General features: G+C 60.9%; 16 protein-coding genes and 1 pseudogene. 7 read left to right on the plus strand and 10 right to left on the minus strand.

Translation table 11 applies throughout. The annotated features are described in order from the left end of the window. Window positions 1–40: 40 nt before the first annotated feature. The 3 genes from ACF8O8_RS06515 to ACF8O8_RS06525 are packed head-to-tail and all read left to right on the plus strand — an operon-like array spanning window position 41 to window position 2,908. Window positions 41–1,162, plus strand: coding sequence for a glycosyltransferase family 1 protein (locus ACF8O8_RS06515; RefSeq protein ID WP_010952481.1), 1,122 nt, complete (start codon window positions 41–43; stop codon window positions 1,160–1,162). Further along, a complete protein-coding gene (locus ACF8O8_RS06520; protein WP_392509406.1) occupies window positions 1,155–1,919 on the plus strand; it encodes a DUF2334 domain-containing protein in 765 nt (254 codons plus the stop codon). The genes ACF8O8_RS06515 and ACF8O8_RS06520 overlap by 8 nt, the downstream gene beginning before the upstream one ends. Continuing rightward, on the plus strand, window positions 1,916–2,908 hold the full coding sequence (locus ACF8O8_RS06525) for a lysylphosphatidylglycerol synthase transmembrane domain-containing protein (protein ID WP_392509407.1): 993 nt from the start codon (window positions 1,916–1,918) through the stop codon (window positions 2,906–2,908). The genes ACF8O8_RS06520 and ACF8O8_RS06525 overlap by 4 nt, the downstream gene beginning before the upstream one ends. A 231-nt stretch (window positions 2,909–3,139) precedes the next feature. Here the strand turns inward: ACF8O8_RS06525 and purU are convergent, their stop codons facing one another. Continuing rightward, on the minus strand, window positions 3,140–3,991 hold the full coding sequence (gene purU / locus ACF8O8_RS06530) for a formyltetrahydrofolate deformylase (RefSeq protein ID WP_003251921.1): 852 nt from the start codon (window positions 3,989–3,991) through the stop codon (window positions 3,140–3,142). 283 nt (window positions 3,992–4,274) lie between these two features. On the opposite strand from purU, the gene mvaT reads away from it, so the two are divergent. Beyond that, window positions 4,275–4,652, plus strand: a complete 378-nt coding sequence (mvaT, locus tag ACF8O8_RS06535) for a histone-like nucleoid-structuring protein MvaT (protein WP_010952478.1) — start codon at window positions 4,275–4,277, stop codon at window positions 4,650–4,652. A 73-nt stretch (window positions 4,653–4,725) separates the two neighbouring features. Here mvaT and sbcB read toward each other — a convergent pair whose 3' ends face one another. From sbcB to ACF8O8_RS06550, 3 genes are all read right to left on the minus strand, one after another. After that, complete coding sequence (sbcB, locus tag ACF8O8_RS06540) at window positions 4,726–6,159, minus strand: exodeoxyribonuclease I (RefSeq protein WP_010952477.1); 1,434 nt, start codon at window positions 6,157–6,159, stop codon at window positions 4,726–4,728. Window positions 6,160–6,216: 57 nt separating this feature from the next. Beyond that, a complete protein-coding gene (locus tag ACF8O8_RS06545; protein WP_012053641.1) occupies window positions 6,217–6,576 on the minus strand; it encodes a PilZ domain-containing protein in 360 nt (119 codons plus the stop codon). Window positions 6,577–6,699: 123 nt separating this feature from the next. Further along, window positions 6,700–7,086 (minus strand): hypothetical protein, encoded by a 387-nt coding sequence (locus ACF8O8_RS06550; protein ID WP_003251914.1) that lies wholly within the window; start codon window positions 7,084–7,086, stop codon window positions 6,700–6,702. Between the two features lie 180 nt (window positions 7,087–7,266). Here ACF8O8_RS06550 and pyk point away from each other — a divergent pair, with 180 nt between their 5' ends. Continuing rightward, complete coding sequence (pyk, locus tag ACF8O8_RS06555; protein ID WP_003251912.1) at window positions 7,267–8,721, plus strand: pyruvate kinase; 1,455 nt, start codon at window positions 7,267–7,269, stop codon at window positions 8,719–8,721. 127 nt (window positions 8,722–8,848) lie between these two features. On the opposite strand, the gene groL is transcribed toward pyk, so the two are convergent. The 5 genes from groL to ACF8O8_RS06580 form a co-directional block, all read right to left on the minus strand. After that, window positions 8,849–10,489, minus strand: a complete 1,641-nt coding sequence (gene groL, locus ACF8O8_RS06560) for a chaperonin GroEL (RefSeq protein WP_010952474.1) — start codon at window positions 10,487–10,489, stop codon at window positions 8,849–8,851. A 49-nt stretch (window positions 10,490–10,538) separates the two neighbouring features. Further along, window positions 10,539–10,832 carry a co-chaperone GroES gene (locus tag ACF8O8_RS06565; RefSeq protein ID WP_003251905.1) on the minus strand — a complete coding sequence of 98 codons (294 nt, stop codon included), beginning with the start codon at window positions 10,830–10,832 and terminating at the stop codon, window positions 10,539–10,541. Window positions 10,833–11,076: 244 nt separating this feature from the next. Then, window positions 11,077–11,538 carry an FxsA family protein gene (locus ACF8O8_RS06570; RefSeq protein WP_003251903.1) on the minus strand — a complete coding sequence of 154 codons (462 nt, stop codon included), beginning with the start codon at window positions 11,536–11,538 and terminating at the stop codon, window positions 11,077–11,079. A 65-nt stretch (window positions 11,539–11,603) separates the two neighbouring features. Continuing rightward, a complete protein-coding gene (locus ACF8O8_RS06575; protein ID WP_049587345.1) occupies window positions 11,604–12,335 on the minus strand; it encodes a HugZ family protein in 732 nt (243 codons plus the stop codon). A gap of 82 nt (window positions 12,336–12,417) precedes the next feature. Beyond that, a complete protein-coding gene (locus tag ACF8O8_RS06580; RefSeq protein ID WP_049587343.1) occupies window positions 12,418–13,428 on the minus strand; it encodes a DUF481 domain-containing protein in 1,011 nt (336 codons plus the stop codon). Window positions 13,429–13,592: 164 nt separating this feature from the next. Here ACF8O8_RS06580 and ACF8O8_RS06585 point away from each other — a divergent pair, with 164 nt between their 5' ends. Further along, window positions 13,593–13,946: an MGMT family protein gene (locus ACF8O8_RS06585; RefSeq protein WP_010952470.1), complete on the plus strand. Its 354-nt coding sequence runs from the start codon at window positions 13,593–13,595 to the stop codon at window positions 13,944–13,946. Between the two features lie 43 nt (window positions 13,947–13,989). Next, window positions 13,990–15,537 (plus strand): AmpG family muropeptide MFS transporter, encoded by a 1,548-nt coding sequence (locus tag ACF8O8_RS06590; RefSeq protein WP_350298613.1) that lies wholly within the window; start codon window positions 13,990–13,992, stop codon window positions 15,535–15,537. Between the two features lie 301 nt (window positions 15,538–15,838). Here the strand turns inward: ACF8O8_RS06590 and ACF8O8_RS06595 are convergent. Beyond that, window positions 15,839–16,394, minus strand: a pseudogene (locus tag ACF8O8_RS06595) (IS110-like element ISPpu11 family transposase); the annotation flags it as partial.

Raw genomic sequence — 16,394 nt, forward strand, 5'->3', positions numbered from 1 at the left:
TTCAACGCCGGATGACAGACCCGAAGACGATCCCGGAGGGATGCTGATCGTGCACATCGCCGACATCACCATGTTCTACGCCCCGGCCAGCGGTGGCGTACGTACCTATCTTGATGCCAAACATCACCGTCTCGACGCCATTCAAGGCGTACGCCACAGCCTGTTGATTCCCGGTGCCAGCGCCCAACACGGCGATGGCATCTATCAGGTACCTGCGCCGCCCTTGCCGTTTGGCAAGGGTTACCGCTTTCCGGTACGCCTGGCCCCCTGGTGCAATACACTGCGCACGCTCAAACCGGACCTGATCGAAGTTGGCGACCCCTACCTGACCGCCTGGGCGGCGCTGGAGGCGCGGCGCCAGCTCGACGTGCCCGTGATCGGTTTCTACCATTCCGACCTGCCGCTACTGGTCAGCAACCGCATGGGCAACTGGTTCGCACCCAATGTCGAGGCCTACGTCAGCAAGCTCTACGGCAATTTTGATCGGGTACTGGCCCCCAGCCAGGTGATGGCCGACAAACTACGCCGCTTGGGCGTGCGCGATGTCCATGTGCAGCCGCTGGGCGTTGACCTTGCCACTTTCCACCCCTCCCGGCGCGACCCACATGTACGTGCCGAACTGGGCATTGCCGACACCAGCCGCCTGTTGATCTTTGCCGGCCGCGGCTCGCGGGAAAAGAACCTGCCGGTGCTGCTTGACTGCATGCAGCAACTTGGCGACCCCTACCATCTGTTACTGGTGGGCTCGAACATGCCGGCCAGCGTGCCGCACAATGTCAGCGTCATCGATCACTTCTGCCCGGCTGCAGAGGTGGCCCGGCTGATCGCCAGCGCCGATTTGCTGGTGCATGCTGGCGACCAGGAAACATTCGGCCTGGTCATTCTCGAAGCCATGGCCAGCGCCACACCCGTGGTGGCCGTGCGCGCCGGTGCGTTCCCTGAAATCATCAACGAACAGTGTGGCCGCCTGTGCACGCCCAACGATGGCCGGGCCATGGCATCCGCCGTGCGCGAGGCATTCGAAGCAGGTATCCGCGAGCTCGGCGTGCAGGCCCGCCACCATGTAGAGCAACATTATTCATGGGATAACGTGGTAGCTGGCCTGCTCCAGCACTACCAGGCCGTGCTCGGCCACCAGCCGCAGGTGCGCGCCCATGCTTGAGCCTTCCGCCAGCCAACGCAGCCTTATGCTGGTGTTGCATGATGTTGCCCCGGAAACCTGGCCGGACTATGAACCGTTCGTAGGGGCCGTGGACGCGCTGGGCCACGTGCCAATGACATGGCTGGTGGTCCCGGACTTCCATCGACGCAATCCGCTGCACCAGTCACCTTCGTTCTGCCGTCTGCTGGACGAACGCCTTGCCAAAGGCGACGAACTGGCGCTTCACGGCTATGCCCATGCTGACGAAGGCCCCGTACCGCGCAGCCCCGTCGACTACTTCATGCGGCGCATTTATACCCATGAAGGCGAGTTCTACAGCCTTGATGAGAACGAAGCGCTTACTCGGCTACAGGAGGGCCTGGCGCAGTTCGAGAGCCAAGGTTGGCCTGTGGCAGGCTTTGTCGCACCGGCCTGGCTCATGAGCCAGGGCACGCGGCAAGCGCTGTGCCGCCTGCCACTGAAATACACCAGTACACCTCAGCATCTGTACCGCTTGCCAGACTTTACGGCGATTGATGCGCCAGGCCTGGTCTGGAGCGCCCGGAGCGCATGGCGTCGCAAACTGTCCCGCACGCTGTGCGACTGGCAATGCCAGCGCTGGCGGGGCGCGAGCACGTTGCGCTTGGGACTGCACCCTGTAGACATGCGCCATCGCTCATCCCGTGACTATTGGTTGCGCACGCTGGAGAGACTGTTGAAGGATGGCCGCGAACCGCTGACCAAGTCTGCCTGGCTGGAGCGCCAGGGGGCAGCATGAAGCGCTGGGCCTGGCTGGCGCTGGCATTGCTGGGGGCAGCGCTGGTGCCAGCGTTGCTGGGTGGTAGCGAGCTGCTGCCGAGGCTGAGCCGGTTCGACCCGCACCTGCTGCTCATGCTGCTGGGCATGATTCTGTTGTGCTGGGTCATCAATACGCTGCGCCTGCGCCTGTTGCTGGGTGAGCAGGCAAAACAGTTGAGCCATGCTCGCAGCCTCGGCGTGGTCATGGCCACCGAGTTTGCCATCTGCACCACCCCTGGCGGCAGTGGTGGGCCGCTGACCCTGATGGCCCTGCTGGCGCGAGACCGCATCCGCCCGGCGCGCAGCGGCGCCGTTTTTGCCATGGACCAGTTGAACGACCTGGTGTTCTTCTTCTGCGCAATGCTGGCGATTGCCGGCTACGCGCTGTTCCACAGCCTGGGCCGCAGCCAGGAAAGCATGTTGCTTGGCAGTGCGTTACTGCTGTGCTCAGCGTTGGCCGGGGTGATCGGGCTGCTGCGCTACCGGCGCCCGATAATGCGCATGAACGGCAGGCTGTTGCAGCGCATGGGGATGGGCCAGCCGCGCAAACGTCGCTGGGCGCGCAAACTGCTGCACTTCGTTGCAGCACTGGCGCAGACCTGGCGCCTGCCCAAGCGCAGGCTGAGCCTGGTGTTCACCCTGACCTGCATCCACTGGGGACTGCGCTACAGCGTCTTGTACCTGGTGCTGCGGGGCTTGGGGGTAGACCTGCACTGGATTCCCAGCTTCCTGGTGCAGATGCTGTCGCTCAGCGCCGGCCAATTCAGTCTGCTGCCTGGCGGCGCCGGGGCCGCCGAACTGACGTCGGCCAGCCTGTTGACACCCTTGGTGGGCAGCTCGACCGCAGCTGCGGCAATCCTGATATGGCGGGCGGTTACGTATTACTTTTATCTGCTGGCTGGGGGGCCGGTGTTTGTGTGCCTGCTGGGACGTCCGTTGCTGGAGCGCTGGCGGCGTCAGGCGGGTTGAGCTGTTGCCAGAGTTCGGCGGCGCCGGGGAAGTCGGTGCCATCCGTGTCATCCAGGGCTTCAGGGTCGTAGCGGGCCAGGCAGCCTTCGCCAAGGATCGGTGGAGGTGAGGCGACGGGGTTGTTGCGTTGCTTGGTCATTGCCGTTTCACCCAGGATTGCCGGGGCGCTCTGCGCCCCTGTCGTGACAGGGCTGCGCAGCAGCCCGGAATCTCACAGCAAGCCGGACGGTGTCAGTCGAACACCACAGTCTTGTTACCATGCACCAGCACGCGGTCCTCCAGGTGATAACGCAGGCCACGGGCCAGCACCATCTTCTCCACATCACGGCCGAAGCGGACCATGTCCTCGATGCTGTCGGCATGGCTGACACGCACCACATCCTGCTCGATGATCGGGCCGGCATCCAGCTCTTCGGTGACGTAGTGGCACGTCGCGCCGATCAGCTTCACCCCACGCAGGGCGGCCTGGTGGTAAGGCTTGGCGCCGACGAACGACGGCAGGAAGCTGTGATGGATGTTGATCACCTTCTCGGCATAGTCCCGGCACAGTTGTGGCGGCAGGATCTGCATGTAGCGGGCCAGCACCACGACGTCGGCGGCATGCTCCTGCACCAGGCGCGACACTTCGGCAAAGGCCGGGGCCTTGTCTTTGGGGTCGACCGGTACATGGAAGAACGGAATACCGTGCCACTCGACCATGCTGCGCAGGTCGTTGTGGTTGGAAATCACGCAAGGGATCTCGCAGTCCAGCTCATCGGTGTGCCAGCGGTGCAGCAAGTCTGCCAGGCAGTGCGACTCACGGCTGGCCATCAATACCACGCGTTTTTTCTGAGCCGAGTCGGTAATGCGCCAGGTCATGGAGAACTCTTCGGCGATCGGCGCAAACGCCTCACGGAAGGCTTCGATACCGAACGGCAGCGATTCAGCGCGGATTTCATGACGCATGAAGAACCAACCGCTCTGCTCATCGGAGTGGTGGCTGGCTTCGTTGATCCAGCCATTGTACAAGGCCAGGAAATTACTGACTTTCGCCACGATGCCTACACGGTCGGGGCAGGCGATCACCAGACGATAGGTGCGCATGAATGAGACTCCAGAACTTCGCAAAGGCGCCTATTCTAGCGGTCCGCCAGAAAAAACGCAGTATTGATCGTTACCGCGATGGCATATGCAAGCCCGAAACGCCACACGGGCGCTGCCTGACAGACAAGAGGAAACGCACGGGGCATATGTAAAATTTTGTTCACGTAGAGAAATGCTGTCACAGCTTAATTAACAGTTAATTGCCCAATCTTATGTTTACTTGCGAGTATGGGCTGTCTATTATTGCCCCACACATTTCTGAACACGCATTAAGGAACACTCCATGTCCCTGATCAACGAGTACCGCGCCACCGAAGAAGCCATCAAGGAACTTCAGGCCCGCCTGGCCAATCTGTCGCAGGATGACAAGCTGAAGAAAGAACTGGAGTTCGAAGGCAAACTGCGCACACTGATGGGCGAGTACTCCAAGTCGCTGCGCGACGTGATTGCCCTGCTCGATCCAGAGTCGAAACTGAGCAAGGCACCTCGTGGTTCGGTCAAGACTACCGTCACCAAGCGCGCACGCAAGGTCAAGCAATACAAGAACCCGCACAACGGTGAAGTGATCGAAACCAAAGGCGGCAACCACAAGACCCTGAAAGAGTGGAAAGCCACTTGGGGCGGCGACGTGGTTGAAAGCTGGGCAACCCTGCTGGACTGATTATCCGCATACGCCCTCTTGCTTCGCACAACAAAAACGCCGGCACATTGCCGGCGTTTTTGTTTATCTGCCATCAGCCGATTGAATAGCGTTCCTGCAATTGTCGAGCATGCAGTTGCCAGGCCTCCAACACGCGCCTGCCTGCCTCGTCGGCGCCCTCCCAGGCTTGCTGGCGCGCCTTTTCGAAGTCGCCCAAGGTATTCGGCGCCCCCCACTGCGGTTCGCTCAGGCGCTGTTGGCAGAAGCCATACCAACGTTGCCGCTCTTCGCCGGTCAAGGTTTCAGGGAAGTTACGTGCCCGGTAGCGGAACAACAGCTCCGGCAAACGCGGATCATCGAACATCCACTGGCCATGGCTCAACTGCGCCGGTTCCAGCGCACGAACTTGCTCGCATAAGCGCCGGTCGCGGTCACCTATAAAACCCTCATACAACTGCTGTTCCGGGTCCTCGCTCGGGGCGAACTCGTCCTTGCCATAGATGTGCTCCAGCTTTTCTTGCCATTGCGCCTGTTGATTGGCCAATTGTTCGCCGCGCGATTGTAACAACGTCAAGTCCAGGCCCAATCGTTGTTGATCGACCGGGCGCAATACCGACAGCGGCGCCACTACCGGGCAACGATTGATCTGCACCAATTTGAGCGGTACCGGTAATTCACCTTCGGCCAATTCATCATGCCGGGTGTACAAGCGCTGACGCAAAACTTCAGCACTTTCCCGCAGTAACGGTAGGGTTTCCTGATGCAGGTCGCAGACAATCAGTGCATTGCGATTACGCGGGTGCCAGGCCAGTGGCAATACGACCCCCAGGTAATTGCGCGCCGCCGAAAAACGCCCGGATATATGCACCAGTGGCTGCAACAGACGGATCTGCTCCATCACTTTATGCTTGCTGCGCAGTTGAAACAGCCAGTCATACAACTTGGGTTGTTTCTGCCGAATCAGGCGAGCCAAGGCAATGGTTGCCCGCACGTCGGAAAGCGCTTCGTGGGCATGACCGTGGTCAATGCCATTGGCCTTGCTCAGCAGCTCCAGACGCAGGCTGGTGCGCCCGTCCTGCTGCGGCCATTCAATGCCTTCCGGGCGCAGGGCATAGGCGGTGCGCACAATGTCGATCAGGTCCCAGCGGCTATTGCCTCCCTGCCATTCACGGGCATAGGGGTCGAAAAAGTTGCGGTAAAGGCTGTAGCGGGTCACTTCATCGTCGAAGCGCAGGGTGTTGTAGCCGGCACCACAGGTGCCCGGTTGCGCCAGCTGGGCGTGCACGCGAGTCATGAACTCGGCTTCGCACAGGCCCTGCTCCGCCAGCAGTTGCGGCGTAATGCCTGTCACCAGGCAGGCCGCCGGGTGCGGCAGGATGTCGTCCGACGGTCGGCAATAAAGGCTGATTGGCTCGTCGATTTCGTTGAGGTCGAAGTCAGTGCGCAGGCCGGCCACCTGCAGCGGCCGATCACAGCGCGGGTTGATGCCGGTGGTTTCATAGTCGTGCCAGAAAATGCTGGAGGTCACGGGGTCGTCCTGTGTCAAGGTCGACCCGATTCTAGCGCGATTCTGAAAAATGAACGTTCAGACGGGAGCGTTGGCGGGGCGGAAACTGAAATAGTCGCGCAACGAACGTACGAAATCATCGTACTCGCGCGGAGACTGCAGCAGCATAAAGCCCGAATCGTAGTGCCCAGGCGTCTGGTCCTCGCGGCACCACAGGCAACTGGCCGTGAGGTTGACGAACTGGTGCCCGCCGCCAGGCAGGGGCATACGCAGTTGCAGCTCGTAATCAGGCCCGACCAACACGGGCAGCTGGCTGATGACCATCAACCCATTTTCAGAGGCATTGCCTAGCTGGCCGATCTCCTGACCGGTAAAGCGGTTGAACACCTTGAGGACACAAGGTAGTTGATGACGTTCGATGTGGCGCTTGTTGAACATGATCGCGAGTGTATTCCGTACCTGATGCCAGGAATACAAGGTACTGGCGGTTGTTGTAACAGCTGAGTTACAGATTAGCGCAGCACGCGCAGCAAATCTCGTGAAATAAACCACACCTTTGTGTTAGCGCCAAGGTACGGTCGTCACCGGGTTGGCCACGGCCGTTTCTGCACCGCGCAAATGACCGAGTTTTTCCAGGGTCTGCAGGCGCGCCCGGGCGCGATAGGCATATTCGTTGCCCGGGTACTGCTGGATAAGGTACTGATAGGTTTGCGCCGCGTCCACGTACAACGCCTGGCGCTCCAGGCACTGGCCGCGCAGCAGTGACACTTCGGGGTGGATGAACGGCCGGGCACGGCTGGTGCGATCAACCTGCGACAGTTCGAGCATGACCCGTGCGCAATCGCCGCGGTCGTAGGCGCGGTAGGCATTGTTCAGATGGTGGTCCATGGACCAGCGGGTACAGCCGACGGCGCTGGCGGCCAAGGCTAAAACGATCAGGGCTCGCATGGGGATCTCCTTTGATGCCAGTGTATCGGCGTTTGCCTGCAAATCTTCACACCCTTTTGCAAGGATACCCTGCCCCGTTCAAATGCCACCCTGCCTTGGTTGCAGGTAGTGCAACGGAACAATGACTACAGCGAGATTCAGGAGTAGCCTTTCGCTGCGCTTCACTATAGGAGTCTGTGCATGAGCATCCGCCGCACCAAAATCGTCGCCACCCTTGGCCCCGCCAGCAACTCGCCGGAAGTGATCGAACAACTGATCCTCGCCGGCCTGGACGTGGCACGTCTGAACTTCTCCCACGGCACGCCGGACGAGCACAAGGCCCGCGCGCGCCTGATCCGTGACATCGCCGCCAAGAACGGCCGCCATGTTGCACTGCTGGGCGACCTGCAGGGTCCGAAGATCCGCATCGCCAAGTTCGCCAACAAGCGCATCGAACTGAAGATCGGTGACAAGTTCACCTTCTCCACCGCCCACCCGCTGACCGAAGGCAACCAGGACATCGTCGGTATCGACTACCCCGACCTGGTCAAGGACTGCGGCGTTGGTGACGAACTGCTGCTCGACGATGGCCGCGTGGTCATGCGCGTCGAAACCGCCACTGCAGATGCCCTGCACTGCGTGGTGATCATCGGTGGCCCACTGTCGGACCACAAAGGCATTAACCGTAAAGGTGGCGGCCTGACCGCACCGGCCCTGACCGAAAAAGACAAGGCCGACATCAAACTGGCTGCGGAAATGGACCTGGACTACCTGGCCGTATCCTTCCCGCGTGACGCCAGCGATATGGAATACGCGCGCAAGCTGCGTGACGAAGCCGGCGGCAGCGCCTGGCTGGTAGCCAAGATCGAACGCGCCGAAGCGGTGGCCGATGACGAGACCCTCGACAAGCTGATCGCCGCCTCCGACGCTGTGATGGTTGCCCGTGGTGACCTGGGCGTGGAAATCGGCGACGCCGAGCTGATCGCTATCCAGAAGAAGATCATCCAGCACGCCCGCCGCAACAACAAGGCCGTGATCGTGGCGACCCAGATGATGGAGTCGATGATCCAGAACCCGATGCCGACCCGCGCGGAAGTGTCCGACGTGGCCAACGCCGTGCTGGACAACACCGATGCGGTGATGCTGTCGGCCGAAAGCGCCGCCGGTTCCTACCCGATCGAAGCTGTCCAGGCCATGGCACGCATCTGCCTGGGTGCCGAAAAGCACCCGACCAGCCAGAAGTCCAGCCATCGCCTGCACACCACCTTCCAGCGCTGCGACGAAAGCATCGCCTTGGCGGCCATGTACACTGCCAACCACTTCCCGGGCGTAAAGGCGATCATCGCCCTGACCGAAAGCGGCTACACCCCGCTGATCATGTCGCGCCTGCGTTCGCATGTACCGATCTTCGCCCTGTCGCCGCACCGCGCCACCCAGGCGCGCGCCTCGATGTTCCGTGGCGTGTACCCGATTGCCTTCGACCCGGCCGCGCTGCCGGCCGATAAGGTGAGCCAGGCGGCGGTCGACGAACTGCTCAAACGTGGCCTGGTGGAGCAAGGTGACTGGGTGATCCTGACCAAGGGTGACAGCTACCACACCATCGGTGGCACCAATGGCATGAAGATCCTGCACGTCGGTGATCCGCTGGTCGGTTGATCCACTCGTTTCACAGCACAAGGCTCAAGCGCAGCCTTGTGCTGCGAAGAGGCCCCGACACAGCAATAAAAAAAGCCCCGGTTCTCGCGAACCGGGGCTTTTTTATGGTGCGGGGAGTAAGGCTGGCTTACATCATGCCGCCCATGCCACCCATGCCGCCCATGTCAGGCATGCCAGCAGCTGGCTTGTCTTCCGGCAGGTCGGCAACCATGGCTTCGGTGGTGATCATCAGACCGCCGATCGAAGCAGCAGCTTGCAGCGCCGAGCGAGTGACCTTGGCTGGGTCCAGGATACCCATCTCGATCATGTCGCCGTATTCACCGGTAGCGGCGTTGTAGCCAAAGTTGCCCGAACCCTGCTTGACCTTGTCAGCAACCACGCTTGGCTCATCACCGGCGTTGGCAGTGATCTGGCGCAGCGGGGATTCAACAGCGCGACGCAGCAGCGCGATACCGACGTTCTGGTCTTCGTTGTCGCCTTTCAGGTCGATGATGGCTGCCAGGGCGCGAACCAGGGCAACACCACCGCCAGGCACCACGCCTTCTTCAACGGCTGCACGGGTAGCGTGCAGGGCGTCTTCAACGCGGGCTTTCTTCTCTTTCATTTCAACTTCGGTGCCGGCACCGACCTTGATCACGGCAACACCGCCAGCCAGCTTGGCCAGACGCTCTTGCAGCTTCTCACGGTCGTAGTCCGAGGAAGTTTCTTCGATCTGGGCACGGATCTGCTTGACGCGTGCTTCGATCTCGGTGTCAGCGCCAGCACCGTCGATGATGGTGGTGTTTTCCTTGGACAGGATGACGCGCTTGGCGTTACCCAGGTGCTCCAGGGTAGCGGTTTCCAGGGACAGGCCGATTTCTTCGGAGATGACCTGGCCGCCAGTCAGGACAGCGATGTCCTGCAGCATGGCCTTGCGGCGATCGCCGAAGCCCGGAGCCTTGACTGCAGCAACCTTCACGATGCCGCGCATGTTGTTGACTACCAGGGTAGCCAGCGCTTCACCTTCAACGTCTTCGGCAACGATCAGCAGTGGGCGGCCGGCCTTGGCAACGGCTTCCAGAACTGGCAGCAGCTCACGGATGTTGGAGATTTTCTTGTCGACCAGCAGCAGCAGCGGGCCTTCCAGCTCGGCAACCATGGTGTCCGGCTTGTTGACGAAGTACGGCGACAGGTAGCCGCGGTCGAACTGCATGCCTTCTACGACGGACAGTTCGTTTTCCAGGCCCGAGCCTTCTTCAACGGTGATCACGCCTTCTTTACCGACTTTTTCCATGGCTTCGGCGATGATTTCACCGATGGAGTTGTCGGAGTTGGCAGAGATGGTACCTACCTGGGCGATGGCCTTGGAGTCGGCGCATGGCTTGGACAGGTTCTTCAGTTCGGCAACGACGGCAGCAGTGGCCTTGTCGATACCGCGCTTCAGGTCCATCGGGTTCATGCCGGCAGCGACGGCTTTCAGGCCTTCGTTGACGATGGCCTGAGCCAGAACGGTAGCGGTGGTGGTGCCGTCACCGGCAGCGTCGTTGGCCTTGGAAGCAACTTCCTTGACCAGCTGGGCGCCCATGTTTTCGAAAGCGTCTTTCAGCTCGATTTCTTTGGCGACGGAAACGCCGTCCTTGGTGATGGTCGGCGCGCCGAAGCTCTTGGCCAGTACCACGTTACGGCCTTTCGGGCCCAGGGTCGCTTTTACCGCGTCAGCCAGAACGTTGACACCAACCAGCATTTTCTTACGAGCGGAATCACCAAATTTTACGTCTTTAGCAGCCATGATCGTTTAATCCTTGAAAAACTTTGGAGTAACGGGAAGTCGGGGGAAATCAGCCTTCGACAACGGCGAGGATTTCGTTCTCGGCCATGACCAGCAGGTCTTCGCCATCGACTTTCACGGTGTTGCTGCCCGAGTACGGGCCGAAAACCACTTTGTCACCCACTTTCACGGCCAGCGCGCGAACTTCGCCGTTGTCCAGGACGCGACCGGTGCCGACGGCTACAACTTCGCCGCGGTTTGGTTTTTCAGCGGCCGAACCCGGCAGGACGATACCGCCAGCGGTTTTCGATTCTTCTTCGCTGCGACGGATGACTACGCGGTCATGCAGAGGACGAAGTTTCATTGTCGATCTCTCCCAAATTGTGGTTTTCATCGGCCGGTTCGACACCGGCGGTTTTGATGCTGTCCGGCGTTGCCGGGGGTGGCCCGCTGTGAGCGAACCACCTGTGTAATGTCTGGTGTTGCCACCAGAAACCTTGCGGTGACCACATACATGAGGCCGCCACATCCGATTACAAGGCTCGAGATAGAAAATTTTTCATCAGGCCAAAAAAAAACCGGGGCCGCTTGCGCGGCCCCGGTCCTTCTTACTTGTCGCGGCGCTCGTACTCGCCTTCGATCACGTTCGGGCGGTGGCCGCCATCACGCGGCTGCGCCTGGAAGGGGTCATCCTGGAATGCACGCTGGCGCATGGCCTGGGCCTCGGCACGCTCGCGCATCTTGCGCGCCGCCAGGCGGCGGGTGAATGGCAGCAGGCACAGCACACCCAGCACGTCGCTGATGAAACCGGGCAGCAACAACAGGCCACCGCCCACGGCCAGCATCATGCCCTGGAACATGTCCTCGGCGGGCAATTCACCGCGCTGCAGGCTTTCACGGGCGCGCAATGCAGTCGCCAGGCCGGCCACCCGCATGACCAATACGCCCAGGGCGGAGCCGGCGATGATCAGCAGCAACGCCGGGAAGAAACCGATAGCCGCGCTGACCTTCACGAAGACGAACAGCTCCAGCACAGGAAAAATCAGAAACAGCAGTAGAAAAGCACGCATCAAGGGTTCCTCGACGGAAGATAACCTTCCAATAAGACCTCAAATGGATGCCTGCGCTCCGGATTTCAACCCTCGGCTTGCATCACAAGCGGCCAATGGTCGGCGCGAGCCAGCAAAACCAAGGCCTCGCGGACTTGTGTCGGCGTGTTGCAAGTAGTGGGGAAAGGCAGCCAGTGCACTGCCTGGCCGATGCGCAGGTGCATGCCTTCGCTGTCTACCCCAACCATCTGCGCTGGTACGTGCTGTGGCAACCCGGTCAATTCGACGTAGTGGGCAATGGCACTGGCGTGATCGCTGTTCATGTGTTCGATCATGCTCCCCTCGGCCTTGCCCGCGAACGGGTTGGCCAAGGTGACATGGTCAAGCCAGTGGATCGCACCAAAGCCGCCGATGTAGCGGTGGCGCACCGGTTGCAGCACCCAGAAATCGAAGTCGTGGGCCTTGTGATAGTTGGCCGCGTCCGGGAAATAGCGGTAATAGCGTTCGGCGGCGGCCTCGATGACGGCCTCTTCGACCAGCTTGTGCGCTTCGGCCATTACCGTCAGGCGCCCTACCGCCTGCACATCCTCAGCCTCGCGCTCCCCCACCAGCAGCGAACACTTGGGGTCCTTCTGCAGGTTGTGGGTGTGCTGGGCAATGCGGCTGATCAGGATCAGCGGGTTGCCCTGGGCGTCCAGGCAGTACGGCACGACCGAACCGAAGGGGTAGCCAGGCATCGACCTGGAATGTGTCGAAAGCACGCCGCGGTATTCCTTGAGCAGCAGTTCCCGGGCGGGGCGAATGGCGTTGGTACTCACTTGAGGGCGGCTCCTGGCGGACGGGTTGGGGACAAGATAAGCATTATCAGCTGCCTGTGCCACTGACCTGCATCCAGACGCCTTACCAGGTAACGCCAAAGCCCGCGGTATAGCGTGTCTTGTCCAGGTCACTCTCACGCGTGCCCGTGATGATATCCTTCTCCGCCTTGAGGTTCAGCGAGGCCCACTCGGTGACCTTGTAGCGCAGGCCAACCTCGGCATCCAGCGAGTAGTCGGCCACGCCACCCAGCGGCTTGGCGAACTCGCCGTTGGTGAACAGCTGCACGTTCTTGCCGATCAGGTAGCGGGTGTAATCCCACTTCACGGCCGCAGAATAGAAATTATCCTTGCCGCCGTCCCGGTACTCGAAATCAGTGCGGTTGATCAGTGAGCCCAGCGAGAACGCACCCAGCTCATCGTCCCAGAACTGGTAACCCGGGCCGGTACCCACGGTGCGCTGGCGGGCCAGGTCTTCGATGTGATCGCGCTTGTACTCCGCACGCCCCTGCCAGAACCACTTATCGGTAATGAAGCGGTCCAGCGCGTACTCGGCGCTCCAGTTGTTGGTGGTGGTGACGTCGTCCTTGGTCTCGCGGTTGTACTCACCCTCGGCGTTGTGCCGCCAGCGGCCATGGCGGGCAGTGGTCTTGAAGCCCACGTCATAATCGTCGGTGTCGTTCTCGGCGCGCTTGTAGTCCAGCGCCACGTCGACATTACCTTTCCACACGAAATCCTCGACCAGCGGCTTGGGCTTCATGATCTGCTCGATGCTGGCCAGCGCCACCGTCTTCGGTGAATCGCCATTGGCCAAGGTAACCTTGCCTGCCTCTGCCGCCTTGAGCGACTTGGCTTTCTCTCCGCTGTAGGCGTCCTGCTTGACCAGCATCTCCTGGTCGCTTTCCAGCGTCTGGACCTGTTTCCAGTCCAGGGCGATGGACCCGCCATAAGGGGTTTCCAGCAGCAGCTTGCCGCCGTCGAATACCTTGATCTTGCCACTTAGCCGATCACCGTTCTTCATCCACACAGTGTCGGCCCACACCGGAGAGGCACACAGGGAAACAGCAAGAAGGCACAACAAGGATCTAGAATTCATAAACGGGCTTTGTTTGCGGACTATGGGTTCGATTTGACGAAAAAGCCGGGCATTATCCAGATACCCACGACCAGAGCAAGGACAGACCGGGAGTATGCCGTTGAGTTCAACTCTCATTTACCAGACCACCGGTCCGGTTTCATCTGCAGCCCAAGGCGGGCGAGATGTCTGATGGATATGAGCACGCCCTCGATTCGGCCGAGGGCCGACGAACGGCGCTGTATTCAGTACTGGGCCAAGTGCCACCCGGCAAGGTCGTGAGCTATGGCCAACTGGCCGAACTGGCCGGGCTTGGCCGTGCGGCGCGCTGGGTTGGGCGCACCCTGGGGCAGTTGCCTGCAGACACACGCCTGCCTTGGCACCGGGTGCTTGGTGCAGGTGGCCGGCTGAGCCTGGCGCTGGGCACCCCGTCGGGCGATGAACAACGGGCGCGGTTACGCGCAGAAGGTGTGAATGTAAGCAACAATCGTGTGGATATGACGCGCCATGGCTGGCGCCCAATGGAGCACAGCGGTTAGAGTGCGCGCTTTGTTTTCGAAAACTTGAGGCAGATGTTGGCCCATGCCCCGTAAAACCTGGCGCGCTGCGCTTGCTGCCTATGCCAGCCCGTCAACATTGGTACTTTTGCTACTCGGTTTCGCCGCCGGCCTACCCTACATGCTGGTGTTCTCGACCCTGTCGGTATGGTTGCGCGAAGCCGGCGTTGCCCGTGAAACCATCGGTTATGCCAGCCTGATTGGCTTGGCCTACGCCTTCAAGTGGGTCTGGTCACCGCTGCTCGACCAATGGCGCTTGCCGCTGCTTGGCGGCCTCGGGCGCCGGCGTTCGTGGCTGCTGTTGTCGCAAGCACTGGTGGTGATCGGGCTGGTCGGCATGAGCCTGTGCGACCCGCAACAGCATCTCTCCTGGCTGATCGCCATGGCCGTACTGGTGGCCTTCGCCTCGGCTACCCAGGACATCGCTGTCGACGCCTACCGCCTGGAAATCGCTGATGACCAGCGCCAGGCCGCGCTCGCAGCCAGTTACATGGCCGGCTACCGGGTGGCTGCCTTGCTCGCCACGGCCGGTGCCCTGTTCTTCGCCGAGTGGTTCGGCTCTACCGGCTTCAGCTACCTGCACAAGGCCTGGGCCGGCACGTACGTGATGTTCGGGGTGATGATGCTGCCCGCCCTGTTCACCACGTTGGTCATGCGCGAACCATCAGTGCCCATGCGCACCCAGCTATCGGCAGCGCGCTACGGGCTGGTGCACCAGATGGCCTCGGTGTTCGTGCTGATCATCCTGCTGGTCTCGGTACCGGCCAGCTTCACCCAGATGTTCAATACCGGTTGGTCCAGCGTGATCTCCGGTGATGCCACGCCGCTCGACCTGCTGCTGGAAGACCGCGCCTTCCTGCGCCTGATCCTCTACGTGCTGCTGTCCTGGGCCTGCCTGTCGAGCCTCGGCCGTCGCGGCCTGGCCCCCGTGCTGACCCCGATCAACGACTTCATCACCCGCTACCGCTGGCAGGCTCTGCTGCTGCTAGGCCTGATCGCCACCTATCGCATGTCGGACACGGTGATGGGGGTGATGGCCAACGTGTTCTATATCGACATGGGCTTCACCAAGGACCAGATTGCCAGCGTCAGCAAGATCTTCGGCCTGATCATGACCCTGGTCGGCGCCGGGGTTGGCGGCCTGCTGATCGTACGCTTCGGCATCATGCCCATCCTGTTCATCGGCGGCGTAGCCTCTGCCGGCACCAACATCCTGTTCCTGATGCTGGCTGACATGGGGCCGAACCTGGAAATGCTGGTGGTGACCATCTCACTGGACAACTTCAGCTCCGGCATGGCTACCTCGGCCTTTGTCGCCTACCTGTCAAGCCTGACCAACCTGAAGTTCTCGGCGACCCAGTACGCGCTGCTCAGTTCGATCATGCTGCTGTTGCCGCGGCTGATTGGCGGGTATTCGGGCGTTATTGTGGAGAAGTTCGGCTACCACGACTTCTTCCTGATCACGGCGCTGCTGGGGGTGCCTACGCTGATCCTGATCGCCCTGCAGTGGCATCAGGAAGCCGGGCGGGGGACGCCGGTGGCGGACGACCACTCGGTGGCTGAGCGGCCCTGAAGCTTTGTATTGCCTGTGCTGGCCTCTTCGCGGGTAAACCCGCTCCTATGTATGGACTCGCCCACACTGTCTAGCTGCTTTTTTGAACATAGGAACCCGGTTGCATCTATGTATCAGGCCTGTTCGAGGAAGCTTTTTGCTTCTGGCCAACATCGTGGTGAGCTCGCAGTGTGCCGTTTACATTGAGGCCACTATCAGGCCTGTAGGAGCGGAGGCATCGGTCTGCGACGGTCTTACCTAGGGTCAATGTTCACTAGCAGGGGTTGGAGCGCCTAGCGCCCCGGTGGCATTACCCGGTTGGTCAGAGGCTCATAGCCGCCTCCGGTTTTTCGTTCGGTTTGCGTTGGTAAACCTGATCGCTTTGTAACAGGGCCCAGATAATCCGCAGATTTCGATTAGCCAGCCTGATCGCCGCCTCCTTGCGCCCAAGGCGGGATAGCCAGCGCAAGAGGCGGCGATCATCTGGCTGATCGGAATCAGGCCTTAGCTGGCTCAAGACGGAATGCGCGCCCTGGATCATCAGGCTGCGTATGTAGCCGTCACCGCGCTTGCTCATCTTGCCCAATCTGATTTTGTTTCCGCTGCTGTGCTGATCGGGCACGATACCGAAGAAGGCGGAATACATTCGGCCACTGGCGAAGCGGCTGGGGTCGGTCTGTTTCGCCACGATCGCCGTGGCAATGATAGGGCCGACGCCGCGAATGGTGATCAGCCGCTGAGCGACTTTATCCTCTTGGGCAGTCGCTTCGAGCCGGCGGCTCAGCGCCGTTATGCGTTCACCTAGAGACAACCAGTCCATCAGCAACTCATCGAGCAACTCGCGCAACAGGTCGGGTAGAGGCAAGGAAGCATCCTCA

Source organism: Pseudomonas sp. TYF_14, assembly GCF_043105275.1.
Lineage (GTDB): Bacteria > Pseudomonadota > Gammaproteobacteria > Pseudomonadales > Pseudomonadaceae > Aquipseudomonas > Aquipseudomonas alloputida.